The 23,295-nt window shown below is 58.6% G+C and carries 19 protein-coding genes; 10 read left to right on the top strand and 9 right to left on the bottom strand.

The genetic code is table 11. The features are described 5' to 3' along the window. Positions 1–26 precede the first annotated feature (26 nt). Complete coding sequence (locus J2X72_RS02010; RefSeq protein WP_310067894.1) at positions 27–1,385, top strand: MFS transporter; 1,359 nt, start codon at positions 27–29, stop codon at positions 1,383–1,385. Here J2X72_RS02010 and purH read toward each other — a convergent pair. The 6 genes from purH to htpX form a co-directional block, all read right to left on the bottom strand. Then, positions 1,375–2,991 carry a bifunctional phosphoribosylaminoimidazolecarboxamide formyltransferase/IMP cyclohydrolase gene (purH, locus tag J2X72_RS02005; RefSeq protein ID WP_310067891.1) on the bottom strand — a complete coding sequence of 539 codons (1,617 nt, stop codon included), beginning with the start codon at positions 2,989–2,991 and terminating at the stop codon, positions 1,375–1,377. The two genes, J2X72_RS02010 and purH, sit on opposite strands and share 11 nt — an antisense overlap. Before the next feature lie 398 nt (positions 2,992–3,389). Beyond that, positions 3,390–4,616: an MFS transporter gene (locus J2X72_RS02000; RefSeq protein ID WP_310067887.1), complete on the bottom strand. Its 1,227-nt coding sequence runs from the start codon at positions 4,614–4,616 to the stop codon at positions 3,390–3,392. A 42-nt stretch (positions 4,617–4,658) separates the two neighbouring features. Further along, the gene (locus tag J2X72_RS01995) at positions 4,659–5,711 is read right to left on the bottom strand and encodes an aldo/keto reductase (protein ID WP_310067885.1); all 1,053 of its coding nucleotides are present in this window, start codon (positions 5,709–5,711) and stop codon (positions 4,659–4,661) included. Between the two features lie 137 nt (positions 5,712–5,848). Beyond that, on the bottom strand, positions 5,849–7,558 hold the full coding sequence (locus tag J2X72_RS01990) for a heparinase II/III family protein (protein WP_209999021.1): 1,710 nt from the start codon (positions 7,556–7,558) through the stop codon (positions 5,849–5,851). Positions 7,559–7,619: 61 nt separating this feature from the next. Continuing rightward, complete coding sequence (locus tag J2X72_RS01985; RefSeq protein WP_310067880.1) at positions 7,620–9,017, bottom strand: RsmB/NOP family class I SAM-dependent RNA methyltransferase; 1,398 nt, start codon at positions 9,015–9,017, stop codon at positions 7,620–7,622. Next, positions 9,014–9,985: a zinc metalloprotease HtpX gene (gene htpX / locus J2X72_RS01980; RefSeq protein WP_310067877.1), complete on the bottom strand. Its 972-nt coding sequence runs from the start codon at positions 9,983–9,985 to the stop codon at positions 9,014–9,016. The genes J2X72_RS01985 and htpX overlap by 4 nt, the downstream gene beginning before the upstream one ends. Positions 9,986–10,080: 95 nt before the next feature. Here htpX and J2X72_RS01975 point away from each other — a divergent pair, with 95 nt between their 5' ends. Continuing rightward, positions 10,081–10,332: a DUF1674 domain-containing protein gene (locus tag J2X72_RS01975; protein WP_405044629.1), complete on the top strand. Its 252-nt coding sequence runs from the start codon at positions 10,081–10,083 to the stop codon at positions 10,330–10,332. 16 nt (positions 10,333–10,348) lie between these two features. Here the strand turns inward: J2X72_RS01975 and J2X72_RS01970 are convergent, their stop codons facing one another. Then, positions 10,349–11,743: an MATE family efflux transporter gene (locus J2X72_RS01970; protein WP_310067875.1), complete on the bottom strand. Its 1,395-nt coding sequence runs from the start codon at positions 11,741–11,743 to the stop codon at positions 10,349–10,351. Between the two features lie 43 nt (positions 11,744–11,786). On the opposite strand from J2X72_RS01970, the gene J2X72_RS01965 reads away from it, so the two are divergent. The 3 genes from J2X72_RS01965 (at position 11,787) to J2X72_RS01955 (ending at position 14,030) form a co-directional block, all read left to right on the top strand. Further along, a complete protein-coding gene (locus tag J2X72_RS01965) occupies positions 11,787–12,092 on the top strand; it encodes a hypothetical protein (protein WP_310067872.1) in 306 nt (101 codons plus the stop codon). A gap of 33 nt (positions 12,093–12,125) precedes the next feature. Next, positions 12,126–12,413, top strand: coding sequence for an addiction module antidote protein (locus tag J2X72_RS01960; RefSeq protein WP_310067868.1), 288 nt, complete (start codon positions 12,126–12,128; stop codon positions 12,411–12,413). Between the two features lie 351 nt (positions 12,414–12,764). Further along, entirely contained in the window at positions 12,765–14,030 is a 1,266-nt protein-coding gene (locus tag J2X72_RS01955; protein WP_310067864.1) for a cyclopropane-fatty-acyl-phospholipid synthase family protein, read from the top strand. Between the two features lie 140 nt (positions 14,031–14,170). Here J2X72_RS01955 and acs read toward each other — a convergent pair whose 3' ends face one another. Next, complete coding sequence (gene acs, locus J2X72_RS01950) at positions 14,171–16,123, bottom strand: acetate--CoA ligase (RefSeq protein WP_310067861.1); 1,953 nt, start codon at positions 16,121–16,123, stop codon at positions 14,171–14,173. A 291-nt stretch (positions 16,124–16,414) separates the two neighbouring features. Between acs and J2X72_RS01945 the strand changes: the two genes are divergently transcribed. Further along, a complete protein-coding gene (locus J2X72_RS01945; RefSeq protein ID WP_209999028.1) occupies positions 16,415–16,951 on the top strand; it encodes a D-Ala-D-Ala carboxypeptidase family metallohydrolase in 537 nt (178 codons plus the stop codon). 41 nt (positions 16,952–16,992) lie between these two features. On the opposite strand, the gene J2X72_RS01940 is transcribed toward J2X72_RS01945, so the two are convergent. Beyond that, positions 16,993–17,655 carry a YggS family pyridoxal phosphate-dependent enzyme gene (locus J2X72_RS01940; protein WP_310067858.1) on the bottom strand — a complete coding sequence of 221 codons (663 nt, stop codon included), beginning with the start codon at positions 17,653–17,655 and terminating at the stop codon, positions 16,993–16,995. Between the two features lie 133 nt (positions 17,656–17,788). Between J2X72_RS01940 and leuS the strand changes: the two genes are divergently transcribed. From leuS to J2X72_RS01920, 4 genes are all read left to right on the top strand, one after another. Continuing rightward, positions 17,789–20,407 carry a leucine--tRNA ligase gene (gene leuS / locus J2X72_RS01935; RefSeq protein ID WP_310067855.1) on the top strand — a complete coding sequence of 873 codons (2,619 nt, stop codon included), beginning with the start codon at positions 17,789–17,791 and terminating at the stop codon, positions 20,405–20,407. A gap of 85 nt (positions 20,408–20,492) precedes the next feature. After that, the gene (gene lptE, locus J2X72_RS01930; protein ID WP_310067852.1) at positions 20,493–20,972 is read left to right on the top strand and encodes an LPS assembly lipoprotein LptE; all 480 of its coding nucleotides are present in this window, start codon (positions 20,493–20,495) and stop codon (positions 20,970–20,972) included. Positions 20,973–20,995: 23 nt separating this feature from the next. Further along, positions 20,996–22,126 (top strand): AAA family ATPase, encoded by a 1,131-nt coding sequence (locus J2X72_RS01925; protein ID WP_310067850.1) that lies wholly within the window; start codon positions 20,996–20,998, stop codon positions 22,124–22,126. A gap of 207 nt (positions 22,127–22,333) precedes the next feature. After that, positions 22,334–23,290 (top strand): aliphatic sulfonate ABC transporter substrate-binding protein, encoded by a 957-nt coding sequence (locus tag J2X72_RS01920; protein ID WP_310067848.1) that lies wholly within the window; start codon positions 22,334–22,336, stop codon positions 23,288–23,290. The last annotated feature ends 5 nt before the right edge of the window (positions 23,291–23,295 follow it).

Genomic DNA, 23,295 nt, shown 5'->3' with positions numbered 1-23,295 from the left:
GGCTCGATGGGCAAGGGATATGCGTAATGGCTGCATCGAGAAGGGGCATCTGGGGTTGGATGCTCTTCGACTGGGCGGCGCAGCCATTCTTCACGGTCGTCACGACGTTTATCTTCGGACCGTATTTCGTTTCGCGCGTGGCGAGCGACCCTGCCGCCGGCCAGGCGGCATGGGGTTATGGCATCGCCATTTCGGGGCTGTTCATCGCCGTGCTCTCGCCGGTGCTCGGATCGATCGCCGACCAGACAGGACGGCGAAAACCGTGGATCGGTTTTTTCGCCATCATCAAGATAGTCTCGCTGATCATGCTGTGGTTCGCGGCACCAGGCTCGGGCCTGATTGTCCCGCTGATATTCTTCTCGCTGGCGTCGATTGCGGCGGAGTTTTCCATCGTCTTCAACGATTCGATGATGCCGCGGCTCGTGGCACCAAAGGATATCGGACGGATATCCAACACGGCCTGGGGCCTCGGTTATCTCGGCGGCATGATCGTGCTGATCTTCGTCGTGGCATTTATGGCCGCGTCGCCGCAGACCGGCAAGACCATGCTTGGCCTTGCGCCGGTCTTCGGGCTCGATCCCGCGACGGGCGAGGGTGATCGCGCGACGGCGCCATTGTCGGCGCTATGGTATTTCATCTTCATCCTGCCGATGTTCCTGTTCACGCCGGATGGTGCGAGAGGCCCGGCTTCTGGTCAGGCAGTGCGGGTGGGGCTAGCGGAACTCAAGTCTACTATTGGCGAGGTTCGGCAGCGCCGGGGGCTTTTTCGCTTTCTCGTCGGCCGTATGATCTATCAGGACGGCGTGAACGCGTTGATCGCGCTGGGCGGTGCCTTCGCGGCGACAATGTTCGGCTGGGCCACGGCGGAGATCGGGATTTTCGGCATCATACTGAACGTGGTCGCCATTTTTGGCTGTCTTGCCGCCGGCAAGCTCGACACGATGCTTGGGTCAAAGGTCGTGGTGGTGATCTCGCTGGTGTTGCTGACCATCGCGACGATCGGCATCGTCTCGACCGGCCCGGGCTATACGCTGTTTGGCCTTGTCCAATTGCCGGGTGCCGATAGCGGAGGTCTGTTCGGTACACCTGCAGAAAAAGCCTATATCGGCTTCGGACTGCTCATCGGCATAGCCTTTGGACCCGTGCAGGCTTCGTCACGCTCTTACATGGCGCGCAGCGTTTCGGCTGATGAGGCCGGGCGATATTTCGGCATCTATGCGCTGTCGGGACGGGCGACGAGTTTCCTCGCACCCTTCCTGGTCGCAACTGTGACGGCGCTCAGCGGATCGCCGCGCCTCGGCATGGCGATGATCATATTCTTCTTGCTGGCCGGGCTGGCGATCCTGTTGCGGACGCCCTACCCGGCTGCAAAAATCAATGCCTGAAATGGCGCATGCCGGTAAAGACCATTGCGATACCGTGCTCGTCGGCAGCCGCGATCACCTCGTCGTCGCGCATCGACCCGCCCGGCTGAATCACGGCGGTGGCACCAGCGGCGACAGCTGAAAGCAGGCCGTCGGCAAAGGGGAAGAACGCGTCGGAGGCGACCACGGAACCCTTGGTCAATGGCGTCGCGCTTCCCGCTGCTTCGGCGGCATCCTCGGCCTTGCGCGCCGCAATGCGAGCGCTGTCGACGCGGCTCATCTGCCCGGCGCCGATGCCAACGGCTGCGCCGTCCTTGACGTAGACGATGGCATTGGATTTCACGTGCTTGGCAATGCGGAAGGCAAGCTTGAGATCGGACATTTCCGCTTCGGTTGGAGCGCGTTTTGTGACCACCTCCAATTCGAGATCGTCGACGACGCCGCTGTCGCGCGACTGGACGAGGATGCCCCCGGCAACCGTCTTGGCGCTGATGCCACCGGCACGCGGATCAGGCAGGCCGCCGGTCACGAGCAGCCGCAGGTTCTTCTTGGCTGCAACGATCGCCTGCGCTTCCGGTGTCGCATCGGGCGCGATGATGACTTCGGTGAAGGTCTTGACGATTTCCGTCGCAGCTTCGGCGTCGAGCGTCTTGTTGAGTGCGACAATGCCGCCGAACGCCGAAACCGGGTCGCAGGCGAGCGCCTTCAGATAGGCTTCCTTCAAGGTCGAGCCTTCGGCGACGCCGCAAGGGTTGGCGTGTTTGATGATGGCGACGGCGGATGTGCGCGCCGGGTCGAATTCGGCGACGAGTTCGAAGGCGGCATCCGTGTCGTTGATATTGTTGTAGGAAAGCTGCTTACCCTGCAGCTGGGTAGCGGTGGCGACGCCTGGACGCTTTTCGCCGGTGAGGTAGAACCCAGCCGACTGGTGGGGATTTTCCCCGTAGCGCATGACCGAATGCAGTTGGCCGCCGATGGCCCGGCGCGATGGCGTTTCCGTCATCAGGGCTTCGGCAAACCAGCCGGAAATAGCTGCGTCATAGGTTGCCGTGCGAGCATAGGCCTTGGCGGCAAGGCCCTGGCGGAATGAATAGGGCAGCGAACCCTCATGCTTGTCGAGCATGGCGATGACCATGTCGTAGTCGCCAGTCTCGGTAACGACGGCGACATAAGCGTGGTTCTTGGCTGCCGCGCGGATCATGGCCGGACCGCCAATGTCGATATTCTCGACAATATTCGCGTAGTCGGCACCGGAATGACGGACCTCTTCGAACGGATAGAGGTTGATGACGACGAGATCGATGGCGCCGATATCATGCGCCTTCATCGCCGCTTCATGTTCCGGATCGTCTCGCACGGCGAGCAGTCCGCCATGCACTTTCGGATGCAAGGTCTTGACGCGGCCGTCCATGATTTCCGGAAAGCCGGTGACGTCGGCGACGTCGCGGACAGGAATGCCCTCGGCGGCTATCGTCTTCGAGGTGCCGCCGGTGGAGAGGATTTCAACACCGTGCCGGTGCAGCGCATGAGCCAGCGCGGTAAGGCCAGCCTTGTCCGAAACGGAAAGAAGGGCTCTCTTCACGGGATGAAGGTTTGGAGCAGGAAAGGATTTGGCGGCGACGGCCATGGATGTACGTCCTCAAACTTTGAATGGAAAACTCACGCCATGGCGGCCTGCAAATGGCGGTTTTCTCCGCTCCGGTGCTCGGAAACCACCATTTTCGCCTCGCCCGACCTGATTCTCAACGGCCCCTAGAGCAAGTTTTGTTTATTCAGAGCCAGTTCTGTTTCCCGGATGGCGAGACAATCCACACGGAAGGTGGCGAGGCCGATGTCTTTCCATCGGACGACGCCGCCTGACAAAGTGGTTGGCCGCCAGCAGGAAACCCAAAGGGCCGGGTGAATTTGGGCCAAATCCCTCGACCTTGAACCAAATTCCCTCCGGCAGAATGGCTCTGAATAGACAAAATTTGCTCTAGCACAGGGAGGTGGGGAATCCTACTTTTTTGAGCGCCCTGCGGCGATTCACGACTGGGAGCGTGGTTCCGTTGTGAAAATCAGCAGGACGAGGAGACCAAGCCCGGCCCCCGCCAGCGAAGTAACCCACCAACCACCATAATAATAGGTGGCCGCGGCAAGCGCCGATCCGGCCGAACCAAGCAGGAAAACGATGGTCATATAGATCGCATTGAGGCGACCACGCGCCTGGTCATTGAGCGAGAAGATGATGCGCTGGCTCAGTATCTGGTTGGTTTGAACGGCGCTGTCGATGAAGATCGCCGCAAGGACGAGCGCGGTGATGGAGATGGCGGTTCCGGCCCAACCGGCAATCAGAAACCAGATCGCGAGCGTTATCATGGCGATAGCAGTACCCTGTCTTGTATAGCCACGGTCCGCGAGGCGGCCAGCCACGGGAGCCGCGAGCGCGCCGGCTGCACCCGCCAGGGCGAACAGTGCGATCTGGCGTTGGCTGTAGCCAAAAATGTCGGTCAAAAGCAGCGGAATGCCAGTCCAGAACAGATTGAAACTGGCGAAGATGATGCCCTGATAAAGGGCGCGGCGCTGCAAAGCCGGTGTGGTGACAAGCAGATACCACATCGATTTGAGGATGGCGCCATAGCGCATGCTGCCATGCGGCCGGCGTTGTGGGAGCGCGGCCCGCAAGAGCACGAGGACAGCGAGCATTGCCGCTGCCGAAATCCAGAAGATCGCCCGCCATCCGAACTCGGAAGCGACCAGATTTGCCAGCGGTCGCGCCAGCATGATGCCAGTCAACAGTCCCGCCATGACATTGCCGATCGTGCGGCCGCGCGAGGCAGCGGGAACCAGATGGGAAGCGAAAGGCACGAGTACCTGCGCACCACAGGCGAAGAAACCGATGGCGAAGGACGACAAGAGAAAGGTCATTGCCGAGCCGGACAAAGCTGCTCCGGCGAGGCCAAGTGCAGTGCCAGCGAGCGTCAGCAGAACCAAACGACGATTTTCGACGAGATCGGCCAACGAAACCAGGAACAGCAGCCCCGCCCCATAGCCGAGTTGCGTCACTGTAACGATAAAACCGGCCATACCGCCATGCATATCGAGATCGGTGCTGATGAGACCGATAAGCGCTTGCGCATAGTAAATATTGCCGACCATCGCCCCGCAGGCGAATGCGAACAAAAAGGTCAATGCCGGGGAAAGTCCCGGCATTTCGGCTGCGATCCCGGCAGCTTCCGGTTGTGGTAGTACGGTGTCTCGGGAATAGGACATAGGGCTCTCGCTGCCGGCGGTCCTCCCACCCCCGGCCTTTCTTTATTTCAAATGGGGTTGGATAAGGGAAAGGTCGGCGGCAGAAAGCCGGTCGGACGCGGTTCGGGCTTGATGCCAGTACGGATAAATCAGCGGCAACTGGCTGACCTTGTCCAGACTTGCACGTTCTTCGGCGCTCAGAATCACATCGGCAGCCTTGAGATTATCCGCAAGCTGGGCGTCGGTGCGAGCGCCAACGATGACAGACGTTACGCCCTTGCGCCCGAGCAGCCAGGAAAGCGCAATCTGCGCCGCAGAGATATTGCGCGCTTCGGCAATGCCGGCCAGCACCTCAATGATGTCATAAAGCCGCTCCTGATCCCGGATTGGTGGCTCACCCCAATCAGCAAGCTGACGCGTGCCTTCCGGCATTGCCTTGTTGCGGCGGTATTTGCCGGACAGTAGTCCACCGGCCAATGGACTCCACACCAGTACGCCAACGCCTTGGTCAAGCGTCGCGGGGATCAGTTCATATTCCGCCTCACGGGCCTCAAGGCTATAATGGATCTGCTGACTGACAGGCGCGATGAACTTTTCCAGTGCCGCAACGCCCATGGCCTTCATCAGCTGCCAACCGGAGAAATTTGAAACGCCGACGTAACGTACCTTGCCCGAGCGCACGAGGGTATCGAGCGCCTCCAGCGTCTCATCCAGCGGTGTCAATCCGTCCCACTGATGCAGCTGGTAGAGGTCGATGTGATCAGTGCCGAGCCGTTTCAGGGTGGCCTCTGCGGCGCGGATCAAATGATAGCGCGACAGGCCGGCATCATTGATTTCTTCGCCCATGCGGAACCTGGCCTTGGTGGCGACGAGGACGCTGTCACGCTTGCCCTTGAGAGCCTCTCCGACGATCTCTTCCGAAGCACCGGTCGAATAAATGTCCGCCGTGTCGATAAGATTGATCCCGGCATCGAGAGCCATGCCAATCTGGCGCTTGGCGCCTTCCAGGTCCGTGTCACCGGTCTTGGCGAAATTGCCTTTGCCGCCAAAGGTCATCGTGCCGAGGCTGAGCGCGGATACTTTGAGGCCGGAGCGGCCAAGTTGACGATACTCCATGGTGAAGACTCCTGGTGACCATAATGATGACAGAGGTGCAAGCCCGCCGAGCGAGCGCAACGATGCAACTCTATACAAGCCAGAAGGCCGGATGTCGCCCCCGAAGCCGAAACACAGATTGGTGATCGGACGGAATGTTATCCGTAGACCCCGAGGGTCGTGCGGGTGAACTGCCATTCGACTTCCGGGCGCTGGGCGGCATTGACCGAAAGCGTGATCTGGCGGGTCTTGACCGGTCCCCGGAACCCGGCGAAGAACAGCGAGTCCTCGACAAAGGGCTGGACCGTCGCCGAAAACATCCAGATGTCATCATTCTCGACTTGCAGGATGATCAGGCCATGCTCATCGACTGTGATGTTGACGGATGGGTGCAGGTGAAAACGGATGACAACGTCCTCTGCACCTGTGTCACGGAGTGGATTACGGCCGGAAGCGAAGAAACTGTCTATGCCCTCGATCACGCTGCCATTATGCGAGAGGACAATCTGGCGTTCGTGATAGATGCCAAAGGGCCGGACATAGCCATTGTGATTGGCGACGAATCCGACTGCGCCTTCGCGTTCGATCCGTTCAATATTGACCTTCGTGGGACCAGCGATGATCGGCGTACCGATCATCGTCGACAGTCCCGACGTGGAGCTGAACCGGCAGGAGGACGTGTCGTTGATCGTGGCTGTCGAATGGGCGGCGGTGGAACGCGCCAGGGGGCGAAATTCCGGCGGGCCGTAGCGATCGACGCCGGCATTGACGATATAACGGTTGCGACCGGAGGACATCTCGAAGGAAAGGCAGCCGGCATGGGCATCGCGAGAGGCCGTCACAGGCGGTGCGAGACCTGTATCGGCGATGATCGTTGTGGAATCCATGGATAGCCGTTCATAGCCGGAATGCGGCGCATGGGTGAGCGGCAGGCCGCCAATATCGTCATGGCGCAGCACTGCGATTACCCGTTCCGGCATGGTCGCGCCGACGCCGTTAAACAACGCAAGACTGCCGTCGTGGTGGCGAAAGAATCGTAGCGCGGGCAGCATGCGTTCGATGGCTTCGATCAATGCCTTGGGTGGCGCTTCCTGGCCGCTGGCATAGGTCTGCCGCAGGGGCAGAAGGTCGGCAAGCAGTTCAAGAATAGTCAGCGGATTGCGCGAAATGTGACCGCCATCCGGCAAGATCTGCCGGACGAGTTCGTACTCGAGGTTACGCCTGGCTGACCGGCTGGTACTGGCTGTTACGGGCAAGGCCAATACGGCGAGCGCAAGGGCAATGCGCGCGCGCAGCTTCTCCTCGCCATCATCCATGACGGCGGCCATGGTTCGTAAATAGCGCACCTGCATGGCGAGCGAGCGCATGAACTGGCGGTACGAGCGAAGATCCGTGCCGGCGAGGATGAGGCTGGAATGTTGTAGCCAGGCTATGATGCGCTGGGCAGTGACTTCGGGCAGCCAGGCGGGTCCTGAAATCGACCGGCCGTGAGTAGTGATCCAGTCGCCGAGCAGCGCCCGCGCATTGGCGGTAGCAAGATCCGTGCCTGCGGCGCGCAGATGGCGTAGCCAGCCAAAATTATGAAGGGCTGCCTGCCACGCGGCGTTGGGTGGTTCAATCAGGAATGGCGACCGCCCGCCCGTCTCGACGACCCTGCCGGCAAGGGCGAAACGACCATGGTAAAACTCTTCCGCCAGCTGTGGATCTGCAGGCCGGAGATCTTGCGGGGCAATGAGAACGCGTTCGGGCGTAAAACCCGTGAACCTCCAGCGATAGAGGGGCCCCATTCGCACGCGCCTGCGGAAACGGCGCCAAAGTTGCGCTGTTGCCAGTCCCCACAGTTGCGGTGTTTCGCTTAGCGCGACCATATTATTATTGCTTCGAATCGCCTCGACAAACGCCGACTATGGAGCAGAAACGGTTAAAACTTTAGTATTTCCGTTTGAAGCGTGCTGCGAAGAAGCCATCCATGCCGGAAAGCGCGGGATCCTCATGGGCAAGATCGGCCGGTGTGGAGCGGACAAAACCTTCCGCGGTGATGAGTTCAGCGAGACCGCCAACTTCGTCCGCGGTTACCGGTATGAGCGCTATGCCCGGGTTTTTTGCGAGCAAATCAGTGGCAACTTTCTCTCCTTCGAGTGGATCGAGCGAGCAGTTGGAAAAGACCACAATCCCACCTGGGCGAACGATAGTAACGGCATGATCGAGGAGTTTGGCCTGGAGTTGTGCCAGCTTCGCTACGTCTTCGGGCGTCTTGGTCCAGGGCACGTCCGGGTGCCGCCGCACAGTGCCCGTTGATGAACACGGCGCATCGAGCAGGATCGCATCGAATAGCTCCGTTGGCTGGTAGGTGGAAAGATTGGCCTCGACCGTCTCGGCGGAAAGCTTGAGGCGTTCGAGATTTGAGCGCAGACGCTTGAGGCGGTTGGCTGAAAGGTCGAGGGCCGTGACATTGGCGCCCGCCAGTGCAAGCTGTGCAGTCTTGCCGCCCGGCGCTGCGCAAAGATCGGCGACGCGCTTGCCCTCGATGTCTCCGAAGAGCTTCGCTGGAAGGCTTGCAGCGGTATCCTGGACCCACCATTCGCCCTCTGCAAATCCCGGAAGAGACGTGAGCGCCCCTTCGACAGTGGCAAGACGTACCGAACCCGTTGGCAATGCGATGCCGCCAAGCCTTTCCGCCCACATCTGCGGATCGCCTTTCACGGTCAGGTCGATTGGTGGTTCCTTGCTTTGGATGTCGAGAATGGCTTTGGTCTTGTCCTTGCCATAAGCGGCAACAAGGCTGTTCTCGAACCAGGCCGGAACATTGCTGGCGTGCGAATGGACCTCGCTCTTGAACGTTTCCTTTTCGCGTGACAACCGGCGAAGGACAGCATTGACCATCGAGGCGAATCGGCGATTGCGCGGATCATTATTGGCGGCGGTGACCGCAAGATCGACCGCGGCACGGTCAGGCAGGTCGAGATAGAGGATCTGTGCGGCGGCTACTGCCAGAAGGTGGCGCAGCGCAACGGCATTTTCCGGCAATGGCCGGTCGATCAACTGGCCGATGGCGGCTTCGATGCTGCCACGATTGCGCAATGCGGCGCCGAGGATGGCGCGGACCAGCGAGCGATCGCGGTCGTCGAGCGCCATATATTGGGGGTGGCCGTGGCTGTTGTCAGTCAGGCCGTCGAGCGAGGTGTGCTTCTCGATGACGGCGCCAAGCAGGCGCGTCGCCACTTGACGCGCTGCGAGACCGGGACGGTCTTCCGCATCGATGTAATCTGCCGATTTTTTGCCTAAAGGCCGTTTGGCTGGTCGTCTGGTCCCGGGCTCCGCGCTCATGCCCAGGGGCCTTTACGGCCGCCGCCATCGCGGCCCCATGGGGACGGCCGGTCATCCAACGGTTCGTCGTCGATGGGGGCCTGTGGTGCGCGGGCCGGACGAGAGGCGGCGGGCGCCTGGCTGAACTCGTTCGCCATCGCTTCAAGTGCGGCGATGCGGTTTTCCGTGCTCGGATGGGTGGAGAACAGATTGTCGGCGCCTTGGCCGCTCAACGGATTGATGATGAAAAGCGGAGCGGAGGCCGGGTTGCGCTCGGCATCCTCGTTGACGATCTGTTTTGCGCCACGGGCAATCTTGTCGAGCGCGGACGCCAGCCACAGCGGATTGCCGCAAATCTGCGCACCGCGCCGGTCGGCGGCATATTCACGGGTGCGGCTGATTGCCATCTGCACGATCATGGCGGCAAATGGCGCGACGATCATGGCGATGAGCACGCCGATGAAGCCGAGCGGATTGTTGTTTTCACGGCTGCCACCGCCGAAAAACATTGCGAAGTTGCCGAGCATGGAAATGGCGCCGGCAAGGGTGGCAGTGACGGTCATGGTCAGTGTATCGCGGTGTTCGACATGGGCGAGTTCATGGGCCATGACGGCGGCGACTTCCTGAGGCGAAAGCCGCTGCAGCAAGCCCGTACTCGCGGCAACGGCGGCATTTTGCGGATTGCGCCCCGTCGCGAAGGCATTGGGCTGGTCGTTCTGAATCAGATAAACTTTCGGCATGGGAAGATTTGCCTTCGCGGCCAGATCGCGCACGATGGCGTAATATTCCGGCGCGTTTGCCTCATCGACCTCGACCGCGTGGTGCATGTTCAGCACCATCTTGTCGGAATTCCAGTAGCTGAACAGATTCATGCCCGCAGCAATGACGAGGGCGATCATCATGCCGCCGGTTCCGCCAATGAGAAAACCGACGCCCATGAAAAGGGCGGTCATAAAGGCAAGCAGCATTCCGGTGCGCATCACATTCATGGCATCAGTCCTCCCGTACTGGACAAATCTATCAAGTTCATTCCTTTTACCGGTCGTCTTCCGCTATATGATGGTGTTTTATACAGCAAGCTTCAATGACGAGTATCAGCGTTATGAACGACGACCATAGGACAGTGACGCCGCAGGCAGACAATGATGACAGCCGGCAGCGTCCGACATTCGAGCAGTTGCCGCCAGCCGCGCAGCGGGCATTGAAAGAGGCGGAAGCACGGCGCAAGGCCGAGAAGGAAAAGCCCGGTCAGCCGCGCGAAATCGGCGGGCGCGGCGGCAAGGATCCTGCGCGCTTCGGTGATTGGGAAATCAAAGGCCGCACCATCGACTTCTAGCGTCAGGACCCTAGAGCTAGCGGATAATCTCGATCCCAAGTTTTTCGCGCCGCAGCCAGCGGCTGATCAGCAGAAGAGCGGCTGTTGCAAGACCGCACAGCAACCCAAGCCAGATACCTGCGCCTTCCAAGCCGAGCCAGAAGCCGAGGCCGACAGACAGTGGCAGGCCGACGCCCCAATAGGCGATAGCTGCATAGATCATCGGTATGGTGGTATCGTGCAAGCCGCGCAACATGCCGCTGGCGACGGCCTGACCGCCATCGAAAATCTGGAACAGCGCGGCGAAGGCCAGAAATGTAACCGCCAGTGAAATCACCTTGGCGTTGGCAGGGTCGTTGACGTCGATGAAAGCACTTATCAAAGCGTGCGGCGCCAACAGCATCAGCAGCGCGGTGAGGACCATGAAGCCGGTGCCCGCCGTGAACGCAACCCAGCCGGCGCGCCTGATGCCGTCACGATCCTGCGCACCGTATGCCCGGCCGACACGCACCGTTGCCGCCTGGCCAAAACCCATCGGCACCATGAAGGCAATCGAGGCGATCTGGATGGCGATGGCATGCGCGGCGAGCGAATCAGCCCCTATCAGTCCCATCAGGAAGGCAGCGGCATTGAAGATCGTTACTTCGAAGCTGAGGATCGCAGCAATGGGCAGCCCGAGGCGCAACAGTTCGCGATAGCGCGGCCAGTCCGCACGCCAGAAACGTCCGAAGAGGCGGTAGCGCCGGAATTGCTTGTCGAAAGAAATGACAATGACGAAGCCGGCAAACATCAAGGCTGAAGATAGCGACGTTGCGATGCCGGACCCGACAATGCCGAGCCTCGGAAAGCCGAAATGACCGAAGATCAACAACCAGTTCGCCAACGCATTGAAGGCAACGGCAAAAAGCGCGATGACCAACGCCCAGCCGGGGCGTTCCAGAGCAGCGATGAAGGAACGCACCACAATATAGCAATAGAAGGGCAGCACCGCCCATTGCAGCGCACGCACATAATTGCCGGCCTCGGCAGCGAGCGCTTGATCCTGCCCCATGGCGATAAGGATCGTTTTCGTGTTCCACAATATGAGCCAGATCGGGATCGAAATCGTGACTGCGATCCACAGACCCTGGCGTACCGTGCGGCGTATTTCGCGGACGGTGAATTTGTTGCGTCCGAGTTCACGCGCCATCATCGGCGAGGTTGCTGTCATCAGCCCGAGGCCGAAAATCATCGGAACGTAATAGAGATTGGTGCCCAGCGCACCCGCCGCCAGCGTGCTTGCCCCGACCCAGCCCATCATCATGACATCGGTCGCTGTCATCGCGGTCTGCGCAAGATTGGTGAGAATCATCGGCCAGCTCAGCGAGAGCATCGCAACGATTTCATCACGCCATGCACGCTTTGACGCGTTTTGGACTATAGCAGCCGACATTGTTCAAAACTTTCAGTGGGATTTTGCCTTGGGATTAGGCAGAATGCAGCGTTTTCAGGCAAATCTTGGTATCATCAATTTGGCGAAGAGCAAGAGCTGCCCTGTGCAATCGGGCGTTGGTGTTGTCTGCGATGGTTTGGCGATACGATCAGAGTTATTGACGTTTTGTAATTTAAAAAATACATATATGCTCCAGCTTGAACAAACTGAAACGTTTCGAAAATGGCGAACGGAACTCAAAGACCGGCGAGCCCGAGCTTTGATCGCTTCGCGGTTGGATCGCCTTGCTTTCGGGCCCGCAGGCTTTGCGGTGATGATAAAAGCACACAGGCAAAGGACATCCGCATAGCGCAATTTTTGGCTGACGCTTAGAGGAGTTAGAATGCTTGAAAAATTGATTCCGTATGATCCCGCCGAGGATCTGACGACCGACGAGGCGATAGAAGTCTTTCTCGCAAATGCCTTCGAGACTGGAGAAGCGCGATACATCGCGAGAGCACTCGGAGTTGTGGCGCGTGCCAAGGGCATAACAAAGATAGCGCGGGACACGGGCTTGGCTCGAGAGCAGCTCTATCGTTCCCTAAGTGAAAACGGAAATCCCACTCTCGAAACAACGATGGCCGTTATGAAAGCGATCGGCTTTCAAATTACCGGCAAGCGCGCGGCATAAACGGAAAGGGCCACCCCGAAGGGTGGCCCCGCAATTCCGTCTGGCACAAAGCTGTCGTTTGGCCTTCTTCCCTGGACTTAGCCAGGGTGCTTATTCAACGGAGAGACGACCCCCGATGGAAAGCATCAGACGCCTTGTGGCAGTTTTCGAAATCACGAGACATCGGATCACCTCCTTTACATTCGTTGAACACAAAACAAGAATGGGGTGTCTTTGCCCGCGTTTCAAGAGAAAAATTTGTCGAAGCTTTCTGGTGGCTTGCAAATGGCGGTTTGCGGCCATAAGCCAAGAAATGTTTTTCAAGAAGCGCCCGGTGCCAATCAGCGCCAACGCGGTGTTTAGGGGTACAGGATGGCAGCGGAAGATAGAGCGGCGCGGATTATCCGCACGGTAATCGATGTACTCGAGCCGCAATTTGGCGTCGAATTATGGGATGGCACCAGAATCGGCGAAACCGATGGCCCAATTCTTGCGATTAACGATCCCATGGTCGTGCGCCAGCTTGCCCTGAAGCCGAACATTGGCTCGATCGTCGAATTGTGGGTTTCCGGACAAATCGATGTGAAGAACGGCACCCTGTTCGACCTCGTCGAGAAAGGCCCCAAGGGCAAATTCAAGCAGAAACTGAAGAGCCTGCCGAAATGGCAATTGCTCAAAGATGTGCCGTCGCTGCTGCTTGGCCGCGGCAAGGCCAGCAATTCCGGTCTGGGCGGCAAGGACCCCTTTGTCAGTGGCTCCAACAAGGAAGCCATCACGCATCATTACGATGTGTCGAACGCTTTCTATCAGCTCTTTCTCGATGAGCGCATGGTCTACACCTGCGCCTATTTCACCGATTGGGCCAACACGATCGACCAAGCGCAGGCGGACAAACTGGAGCTGATCTGCCGCAAGCTGCGGTTGCAACCTGGCGACCGGCTGCTGGACATCGGTTGCGGCTGGGGGGCGATGTTGATCTACGCGGCAAAACATTATGGCGTGACCGGGACGGGTGTTTCGCTGTCCGAGGCGCAGACGGCACTGGCGCGAGAGCGCATCAAGGCTGAGGGCCTTGAAGACAAGATCACTATCCACGTCAAATCCTACGAACACCTCGAGGGTCAGTTCGACAAGATATCGTCAATCGGCATGTTCGAAGCGGTCGGCATAGCGCATTACGATACCTATTATTCCAGCGTGCGCCGCCTGTTGCGGCCGGGAGGGCTTTATCTGCATCACGCCATCACGCGGCGCATGAAACGTAACAAGAAGACCTTCGGGCGCAAGAGCGCCGAGCACTTGGCGCTCGTGAAATATATTTTCCCAGGCGGCGAGCTGGATAACCTCGGAATGACGGTGGAAAATCTCGAGGGCCACGGCTTTGAAGTGCATGATGTCGAAAATCTCCGCGAGCATTACGGCAAGACCTGCCGGATGTGGGCGGACCGGCTCCACGCCCGATTTGACGAAGCCATCGCCGAAGTCGGCGCGCCCAAGGCACGGCTGTGGCTACTCTATCTGACCGGTTGCGCGCTGGCCTTCGAACGCGGTACCGTCCAGATCAACCAGACGCTGGCATCCAAGCGCAAGCGGGGTCTATCGGCCGTGCCGCAGACGCGGGCTGACCTGTATCGATAAATCTTGACGGCCGCCTGATGTGATTTTCTCGACTTCGGGTGCTCATGGTCGAGATGTCCACTGTGCTCCGGTTCTCGATATCGCACCCGTTGACTCGTCAGGCTGAATTTACAGGTCGTGCTCGATGGAAGAAGGAAAGATCAGCCCTTTTTGTTTTGCCTGTTGGCGATCAGATCGTCGACGACAGCTGGATCGGCAAGCGTCGACGTATCGCCGAGCGCGCCGAAGTCGTCCTCGGCAATCTTGCGCAGGATACGGCGCATGATCTTGCCCGAGCGGGTCTTGGGCAGACCCGGCGCGAACTGGATCTTGTCGGGCGAAGCAATCGGTCCGATTTCCTTGCGCACATGTGCAACGAGATCCTTGCGCAGCGCATCGGTGCCCTCAAGGCCGGCCATGAGCGTGACATAGCAGTAAATGCCTTGGCCCTTCAGGTCGTGCGGGTAACCGACGACGGCGGCTTCCGACACCGTATCGTGCGAAACAAGCGCGGATTCCACTTCTGCCGTGCCCATGCGATGACCCGAAACATTGAGCACGTCATCGACGCGTCCGGTGATCCAGTAATAGCCGTCCTTGTCACGACGGCAGCCATCGCCGGTAAAATACTTGCCTTTGTAAGTGGAAAAATAGGTCTCGATGAAACGCTTGTGATCGCCATAGACCGTACGCATCTGGCCGGGCCACGAATCAATGATGCAAAGATTGCCGTCGGCGGCGCCTTCAAGCACATTGCCTTCATTGTCGACCAGCTGCGGCTGCACCCCGAAGAAAGGCCGCGTTGCCGAACCCGGCTTGAGCGGGGTTGCGCCGGGTAGCGGTGTAATCAGTATGCCGCCGGTTTCGGTCTGCCACCAGGTATCGACGATGGGCGAACGCTTGTCGCCGACGACCTGATAGTACCATTCCCAGGCTTCCGGATTGATCGGCTCGCCAACGGAGCCAAGGATGCGCAGCGACTTGCGCGATGTCTTGGTGACAGGGTCGTTACCGGCGCTCATCAGTGCGCGAATGGCGGTAGGGGCAGTGTAGAAGATGTTGACCTTGTGCTTGTCGATGACTTCCCAGAAGCGTGAAACCGACGGATAGTTGGGGACGCCCTCGAACATCAGCGTGGTCGCGCCATTGGCGAGCGGTCCATAAACGATATAGGAGTGGCCGGTGACCCAGCCGACATCGGCGGTGCACCAGTAGATATCGCCATCATGGTAATCGAAGACGTATTGATGCGTCATCGCGGCATAGACCAGATAGCCGCCGGTGGTGTGCAGAACACCCTTCGGCTTTCCCGTTGAACCCGACGTATAGAGGATAAACAGCGGATCTTCCGCCTTCATCTTCTCCGGCTTGCACTCGGGCTTCACACTTTGCGTTTCCTCGTGGTACCAGAGATCCCGGCCCGGCGCCCAGCCGGTCTTGCCGCCCGTGCGGCGTACGACCAGCACGTTCTTTACCCTGACGTGATGCCTGGCAGCGATATCGATCGCCTTGTCGGTGTTATCCTTGAGCGGGATAGGTTTCCCACCGCGCATACCTTCATCTGCGGTGATAACGAAGGTGGATTCGCAGTCTACAATACGGCCGGCGAGTGCATCGGGAGAGAAGCCGCCAAAAACCACGGAATGGATGGCGCCGATGCGTGTGCAGGCGAGCATCGCATAGGAGGCTTCAGGGATCATCGGCATATAGATGGTGACGCGGTCGCCTTTCTTGACACCGTGCTTCTTCAACACGTTGGCGAGACGGCATACCTGCTCATAAAGCTCATTATAGGTGATCTTCTTGTCGAGATAGGGATTGTCGCCTTCCCAGATTATGGCAACCTGATCGCCGCGCTTTTTCAAATGGCGATCGATGCAGTTGTACGAGACGTTGGTGACGCCATCCTCGAACCATTTGATCGCGACCTTTCCCTGGAACGAGGTGTTTTTCACCTTGGTAAAAGGTTTGAACCAATCGATGCGCTTTCCGTGCTTGGCCCAGAATTTCTCGGGATCCTTGACGCTCTGCTTGTACCAGCTCTGATAGGTATCATCGTCGATGAGCGCGCTTTTCTTCGCGCTTGCCAGCACGGGATAAACCTTCTCGGACATCAATTTCCTCCAGAATCTGAAATGACGGGCCTCCACCCGCGAACCCCTCGAGCGAGGGGCGAAGCGCTTTCCTTAGCATCATGCAAATCATGGCGTAAATATCCCAAATGACTGATCCGGGAGGTGCCGCGCCGTGATCTACAACCGGGCGTTGTAATATACCGTTACATTTTGTCATGGAACGCGGTCTATTTTGAACACATTTCGGCTTGATCGGTCGCTGCCTTGACTTGGGAGGACAAACGGGGCGCGCCGCATAATCATAAAATCTGCGCCACCAAGGATCGAAGAATGACAATTCAACCCTTGCGCAGTGTTGTGTTCCGCGCGAAATTCACGATGCTTTTTCTGACCGTGCTCGCACTGGCAATCCCCGCGGATGCCGGAACGTTACCCGAGCCGTCGAATCCCCAGGAGCGGATTGGCGCTCATCTGTTCGGCGAAGAGCACGCGCATCTCCTGAAAGATTCCGTCTTCGACAAGATTAGCCCCCTGGTGCTCGCCGCCATGCCTCGCGGCAAGGCCTATATCGATTACAAGGCCCCGTCGAAATGTGTGCCGGAACGTTTGAGGAATGTGCTCAACCGCGTGTCAGCCAAATATGGTCCGATTACTGTCAACTCCACGGTTCGTTCGCGGTCACGCAATCGCAGTGTTGGCGGACGTGATCAGTCCTATCACCTTAGCTGCCAGGCGGTGGACTTCCGGGTGCATGGCGGCGTGTCCGGATTGGTCAATTTTCTTTCTTCCGCGAAAGACGTGGGTGGGCTGAAGCGCTACCCGGCGGGTTACTATCACATCGATACCGGGCCGCGCCGTAGCTGGTAGGCCAAATTACGACCTCGACCCTTCATCCAGTCAGGAAGGCTCTAACGGGCGCCAAAAATCGCCGAGCCGACGCGTATCGACGTCGCACCGAAACCTATGGCAATCCGGTAATCGCCCGACATGCCCATGGAAAGTTTCTCCACGTCGGCTTCGTCGGCAATTTTGCGCAAAAGGGCAAAATGCGGACCGGGATTTTCATCGGCCGGCGGAATGCACATCAGGCCCTCGATCATAAGGCCATGCACGCCACGGCAGCGCGTAATGAACGCCAATGCTTCCTTGGGTCCAATGCCCGCTTTCTGCGGTTCGGAGCCGGTATTGACTTGGACGAAGAGCTTCGGAAAGCGGTTCTGCTTCTTCATTTCCACGGCCAGGGTTGAGGCGATCTTCTCGCGATCGACAGTTTCGATCACATCGAAGAGAGCGACAGCTTCCTGCGTTTTGTTGGATTGCAGCGGGCCGATCAGGTGCAATTCGATATCCGGGAAATCGGTACGCAGGTACGGCCACTTCGCCAGAGCTTCCTGCACGCGGTTTTCACCGAAAACGCGCTGCCCGGCTTCGATAACCGGGCGAATAGCGTCGGCATCAAAAGTCTTGGAAACCGCTACCAATTTCACCGAACCTTCTGGACGGTTGGCCTCGGCTTCGGCTTTGCGAATTTCGCTTTGAACGGCAAAAAGTTGTTCAACGGCATTGGGCATGGCGCGGTTGAGTCCTATTTATGATACACGAGCCCGGTTTTCGCGGGTTCCTTCAGCTTCAAATGGTTGACGGTCCCGCCATTCCATGGTGAAGGTCCCCGCAACTATTATCCTTTGCAAGAGAATCCCGTTCATGGCAACCGAACGATACAATCCCCGTGTAGCCGAAAAGCATTGGCAGAAGGTTTGGGACGACGCCAGACTTTTCGAAACGTCCAATGACGATCCGCGTGACCCGTACTACGTGCTCGAGATGTTCCCCTATCCTTCGGGCCGCATCCATATGGGACATGTGCGCAATTATGCGATGGGCGATGTCGTTGCACGCTACAAGCGCGCCAAGGGGTTCAACGTGCTGCACCCGATGGGCTGGGATGCATTCGGCATGCCTGCTGAAAACGCAGCGATGCAGAACAAGGTTCACCCGAAGACCTGGACCTACCAGAACATCGAAACCATGCGAGGCCAGCTGAAGTCGATGGGGCTGTCGCTCGACTGGTCGCGTGAGTTCGCGACCTGTGACGTCGAATATTACCATCGCCAGCAGATGTTGTTCCTCGACTTTGTCGAGAACGGCCTGGTGACGCGCAAATCCTCCAAGGTCAACTGGGATCCGGAGGACATGACCGTTCTTGCCAATGAACAGGTGATCGATGGCCGTGGCTGGCGCTCCGGTGCGCTGGTCGAGCAGCGCGAATTGACACAGTGGTTCTTCAAGATCACCGATTTCAATGAGGAATTGCTGAGCGCGCTGGACGGTCTCGACCAGTGGCCCGAAAAGGTTCGGCTGATGCAACGCAACTGGATCGGCAAGTCGGAGGGCATGCTGATCCGCTGGGCGCTGGATAGTAAGTCGCAAATCGGTGGCGAGAACGAAATCGAGGTCTATACCACGCGCCCGGACACCCTGTTCGGCGCGTCGTTTATCGCGATCGCCGCAGATCATCCGCTGGCGAAAAAGGTCGCTGAAACCAACGCGGCGCTGGCAAAATTCAACGAGGAATGCCGCCACGCCGGCACGTCCGTTGTTGCGCTTGAGACCGCTGAGAAGAAAGGCTTCGACACCGGCCTGCGCGTCGAGCATCCGTTCGATCCGAGCTGGAAGCTGCCGGTTTACGTCGCAAATTTCGTCCTGATGGACTACGGCACGGGCGCAATCTTCGGCTGCCCGTCGGGTGACCAGCGCGATTTGGACTTTGCCAACAAATATGGCTTGCCCGTAGTCCCTGTCGTCATGCCGAAAGACGCGGATGCGGCGACGTTCCAGATTACTGAAACAGCCTATGTCGATGACGGGGTGATGATCAATTCGCAGTTCCTCAATGGCATGACACCCGCCGCGGCATTTGAGCAGGTGGCGAACCGGCTGGAGAAGCAGACGATTGGCAACCGGCCGCAAGGTGAGAGAAAGGTCAACTTCCGTCTGCGCGACTGGGGCATTTCGCGCCAACGCTATTGGGGCTGCCCGATTCCGATGATCCATTGTGACGATTGCGGTGTCGTTCCTGTGCCGAAGGCCGATCTGCCAGTCAAACTGCCAGACGATGTCGAATTCGACCGGCCCGGCAATCCACTTGACCGTCACCCAACCTGGCGGCACGTCAACTGTCCGCAGTGCGGCAAGCCAGCGCGCCGTGAAACCGACACGATGGATACGTTCGTCGATTCTTCCTGGTATTTCGCCCGCTTTACCAGCCCTCACGAAGATGCGCCGACTGACCCGAAAGCCGCCAATCATTGGCTGCCCGTCGATCAATATATCGGCGGCATCGAGCATGCGATCCTGCATCTGCTCTATTCACGCTTCTTTACCCGGGCGATGAAGATAGCTGGGCATCTCGATATAAGCGAACCGTTCAAGGGCATGTTTACCCAAGGCATGGTCGTGCACGAGACATATAAGGGTAAGGACGGCTGGGTTATGCCGGCAGAGGTCAAGGTCGAAGAGAGTGACGGCAAGCGCCGCGGGATCCTGATCGAGACCGGGGAAGAGATCGAGATCGGCTCGATCGAAAAGATGTCAAAGTCGAAGAAGAATGTCGTCGATCCGGATGACATCATCGCGTCCTATGGCGCCGATACGGCGCGCTGGTTCATGTTGTCCGATTCGCCACCAGAACGGGATGTGATCTGGACGGAAGCCGGTGTCGAAGGTGCGCATCGGTTCGTTCAGCGCGTCTGGCGGTTGATCTCCGAAGCCGCAGACGTGTTGAAGACTGCCGAGCCGGCCACCGCCTCCGAGGGCGAAGCGCTGCAGGTTTCAAAGGCCGCACACAAGACAGTGAAGGCTGTCGGTGAGGATATCGAAAAGCTCGCCTTCAACAAGGCGGTCGCCCGGCTTTATGAACTGGTGAATATCCTGTCCGGTCCCTTGCAGAAAATTGCGGCAGGCCAGGCGGACCCGGCGTTGATCGGCGCATGCCGGGAAGCGATCAACATGCTGATCGCCATGATTGCGCCGATGATGCCGCATTTGGCCGAGGAGTGCTCCAAGGCGCTGAACGGCAAGGATCTCGTCGCGCATCAGCCATGGCCAACCTATGACGAGGCACTGATCGTCGAGAACGATGTGACGTTGCCGGTGCAGATTAACGGCAAGAAGCGTGGTGATTTGACAATTGCCCGGGATGCGGATCAATTGGCGGTCGAAAAAGCCGCCCTCGCGCTTGATTTCGTCAGGGCCGCGTTGAATGGTAATCCGCCAAAGAAAGTCATTATCGTACCGCAGAGGATCATCAATGTCGTTGCCTGATCGTTTTCAACCGGGATCGCGTTCCGGGCGTCTGTTGTTATCGGTCTGCTTTCTTGGAATGGCCCTCATTGCCGGAGGATGCCAAGTGAGGCCGCTATATTCCACTCCTAGTCCCACGGTGACTGGAAGCGTCAACGACAATATACGCTCGAGGCTCGCCACCATCTCGATCAACCAGCCCGGCGACCGGGTGACGCAGGAAGTGCGTAACAATCTGATTTTCCTGTTTGCCGGCGGAGCAGGACAACCGGCCAGCCCTGCCTATTCGCTGACGCTGAGTGTCGCTTCAAGGGATTTGTCGTTGCTGCTCGTGCAGAATGCAACGAACGACAAATCCGGCCAGCCGACGGCTGGTTCGATGCGCATGACCGGCTCCTATACCTTGACGCGCCTGTCTGACGGGAAGGTTGTTGGTAGCGGAACGCGCATAGTCACCGCGGACTACGACGCGCCAAGGCAGCGTTATGCCGTACTGAGGGCGCAGCGCGATGCGAACAATCGTGCGGCTCGGGAGCTCGCCGAGACGCTCAATCTCGCTGTCGCGCAGGATCTATCCAAAACATAGATACAAACGTCGGGGTGTAGCTAATGCGCCTGACTTCGCTTTCGGCGACTGGCTACCGGTCGTTGCGTTCCATACGGCTCGGTATCGGTCCGCTCGCACTGTTTGTCGGCGAGAACGGCGTCGGCAAATCCAATCTCTATCGGGCAATGCAACTGGTCAAGGCTTCGGCGGAAGGGACGCTTTCCTACGAGATTGCGCGCGAAGGTGGCATGCAATCCGCCCTGTGGACCGGGAGGCGCAGACCGGGTCCGGTACGGATATCTTTCAGCGCTTCGTTTGAAGATGAAGGAACGACTACCCGTGGGGATTATTCCGTCGAAATTGGTTTGCGTCCGCCGGCCGCAGCTGGTTTTGCTTTCGAGCCGCAGATCAAGGAAGAGGCGCTGACGATCGCCAGCGGTAGAAGGCCGGTCGATATGATGGGTCGCAAGGGGCCGGCTGTGTTTGCCAGGGATGATTCCGGCCGGCGCGCCGAGCACCCAGTCAAGCTTCTCGATTCCGAAACGGGGCTGGCGATTCTCGGTAGCTCCCGGCGGTACCCCGAAATCGGCGATCTGCGCGGCACGCTGCTCGGTTGGCGTTTTTATCACGGCTTTCGCACCGACCGCGATTCCCCCGTTCGACGCTCGACGTTGGCGATCACCGCGCCGATGCTGGACGAAGACGGTGGCAATCTTGCTGCTGTCTTTGCGACGCTGGTGTATATCCGAGAAGATACGGTTGACCTCGATCGCTGTGTCGCTGAAGCACTAGGAGGTGCCACCCTCGATGTGCCGGTTCCGGGTGAGACTGCAACATTCGGCCTGCGCCTTCCGGAATTTCCACAACGCGTGTTCCGTCCGGAAGAACTGTCGGATGGTCAGATACGGTTTCTGGCGCTGGCGGGAGCACTTCTGTCCTATCGGCTGCCACGGCTGATTGCGCTGAATGAGCCGGAGACCAGCCTGCATCCGTCGATGCTGCCGGCTCTTGCCGATATGATCAGCCGGGCTGCGGAGCGCACGCAGTTGTGGATCGTCACGCATTCGCGTGCGCTGGCAGATGAAATTTCTGCTCGAACCGGCGTGCGTGCCATGACCGTGGTTCGCCAGGACGGCGCAACATCCATCGAGGGGTTGAGGCTAGACGGCCGTTTCGGCGACGACGATTTCTGATGTTCGCGGTATCGCTATCGCCTGCAGCGGTTGCTCGTGTCATGGAAATGCGCGCCTCCATGGACTCGCCAGAAAACTAATCCCATCGCGCCGGATTCTACAGAATTTCTTTTCTCTATTAGAGTTGTCGAGTTAACTAGCATTGGATCAATTCCCGGTCGGGCGGGAAGGCTTTCGTCAACAAAGCCCGCATCCGCAGAGGGACCAATGTCCAGATTGACACGCAGAGCATTTGGCGCGGCCCTTTTCGCTGCAGTTGTATTTGCCACCACATCGTTACACGCTGCCGAGCCGTTGAGGGAGTTGAAGATCGGCTTCCAGAAGACAGGCTTGCCAGTCGTCGCCCGCCAGCAGCAGGTGATCGAAAAAGCACTTGAGCCGAAAAGCATTGCGGTTAAATGGGTTGAGTTCACCGCAGGCCCGCCGCTCGTCGAAGCGCTTAACGTCGGCAGTATAGATGTCGGCTGGGTCGGCGATGCACCGCCTATTTTCGGACAATCCGCAGGTTCCGCCATTACCTATGCTGCTGCTCTTGCGCCTAATGGCAAGGGCGAAGCCATCATCGTCAAGCCCGGCTCGTCCATCCAGTCGCTTGCCGACCTCAAGGGCAAGAAAGTGGGCGTCGGCAAAGGCACAAGCGCGCACAATCTTCTTATTGCGGCATTGGAAAAAGCCAAGTTGAACTACGATGAGATCACGCCGGTTTACCTGAGCCCGGCCGATGCCGCTGCTGCTTTCGCCAGCGATAAGATCGATGCTTGGGCAATCTGGGATCCATTCTTCGCGATTGCCGAGACGCGCTACAATCCGCGCATTCTCGTCCGCACCAGCGACGTTCTCAACGTCAACACCTATCTCATTGCCAATCGCGATTTTGCCAAGCTACATCCAGAAGTTGTGACGGAGACAATCGGGGCGCTGAAGGTCGCGGCTAATTGGGCCAACGCCAACAAGGACAAGGTGGCCGAAGCGTTGCATGAAGTGACCGGCGTGCCCCTCGACGCGCAGACCCTTGCGGCGAACCGCTCTGTTTTCAGCGTCGAACCGATAACTCCGGCAATAATCGCCCATCAGCAGGAAACCGCAGACCGCTTCTTCAAGCTGAAGCTCATCCCCAATGCGATCAAGATTTCCGATGCCGTATGGACGGCTCCAAGCAATTAGAGGCC

Source organism: Phyllobacterium sp. 1468 (assembly GCF_031455525.1).
Classification (GTDB): Bacteria; Pseudomonadota; Alphaproteobacteria; order Rhizobiales; family Rhizobiaceae; genus Phyllobacterium.
Note: the sequence above shows the minus strand (reverse complement) of the source record. Positions and strands in the feature narration are given on the sequence as shown.

Bases quoted from the DNA above. Each gene is read 5' to 3' on its own strand.
- J2X72_RS02010 (WP_310067894.1), top strand. From the start codon at position 27: ATGGCTGCATCGAGAAGGGGCATCTGGGGTTGGATGCTCTTCGACTGG.
- purH (WP_310067891.1), bottom strand. From the start codon at position 2,991: ATGGCCGTCGCCGCCAAATCCTTTCCTGCTCCAAACCTTCATCCCGTG.
- J2X72_RS02000 (WP_310067887.1), bottom strand. From the start codon at position 4,616: ATGTCCTATTCCCGAGACACCGTACTACCACAACCGGAAGCTGCCGGG.
- J2X72_RS01995 (WP_310067885.1), bottom strand. From the start codon at position 5,711: ATGGAGTATCGTCAACTTGGCCGCTCCGGCCTCAAAGTATCCGCGCTC.
- J2X72_RS01990 (WP_209999021.1), bottom strand. From the start codon at position 7,558: ATGGTCGCGCTAAGCGAAACACCGCAACTGTGGGGACTGGCAACAGCG.
- J2X72_RS01985 (WP_310067880.1), bottom strand. From the start codon at position 9,017: ATGAGCGCGGAGCCCGGGACCAGACGACCAGCCAAACGGCCTTTAGGC.
- htpX (WP_310067877.1), bottom strand. From the start codon at position 9,985: ATGAATGTGATGCGCACCGGAATGCTGCTTGCCTTTATGACCGCCCTT.
- J2X72_RS01975 (WP_405044629.1), top strand. From the start codon at position 10,081: ATGACGAGTATCAGCGTTATGAACGACGACCATAGGACAGTGACGCCG.
- J2X72_RS01970 (WP_310067875.1), bottom strand. From the start codon at position 11,743: ATGTCGGCTGCTATAGTCCAAAACGCGTCAAAGCGTGCATGGCGTGAT.
- J2X72_RS01965 (WP_310067872.1), top strand. From the start codon at position 11,787: ATGCAGCGTTTTCAGGCAAATCTTGGTATCATCAATTTGGCGAAGAGC.
- J2X72_RS01960 (WP_310067868.1), top strand. From the start codon at position 12,126: ATGCTTGAAAAATTGATTCCGTATGATCCCGCCGAGGATCTGACGACC.
- J2X72_RS01955 (WP_310067864.1), top strand. From the start codon at position 12,765: ATGGCAGCGGAAGATAGAGCGGCGCGGATTATCCGCACGGTAATCGAT.
- acs (WP_310067861.1), bottom strand. From the start codon at position 16,123: ATGTCCGAGAAGGTTTATCCCGTGCTGGCAAGCGCGAAGAAAAGCGCG.
- J2X72_RS01945 (WP_209999028.1), top strand. From the start codon at position 16,415: ATGACAATTCAACCCTTGCGCAGTGTTGTGTTCCGCGCGAAATTCACG.
- J2X72_RS01940 (WP_310067858.1), bottom strand. From the start codon at position 17,655: ATGCCCAATGCCGTTGAACAACTTTTTGCCGTTCAAAGCGAAATTCGC.
- leuS (WP_310067855.1), top strand. From the start codon at position 17,789: ATGGCAACCGAACGATACAATCCCCGTGTAGCCGAAAAGCATTGGCAG.
- J2X72_RS01925 (WP_310067850.1), top strand. From the start codon at position 20,996: ATGCGCCTGACTTCGCTTTCGGCGACTGGCTACCGGTCGTTGCGTTCC.
- J2X72_RS01920 (WP_310067848.1), top strand. From the start codon at position 22,334: ATGTCCAGATTGACACGCAGAGCATTTGGCGCGGCCCTTTTCGCTGCA.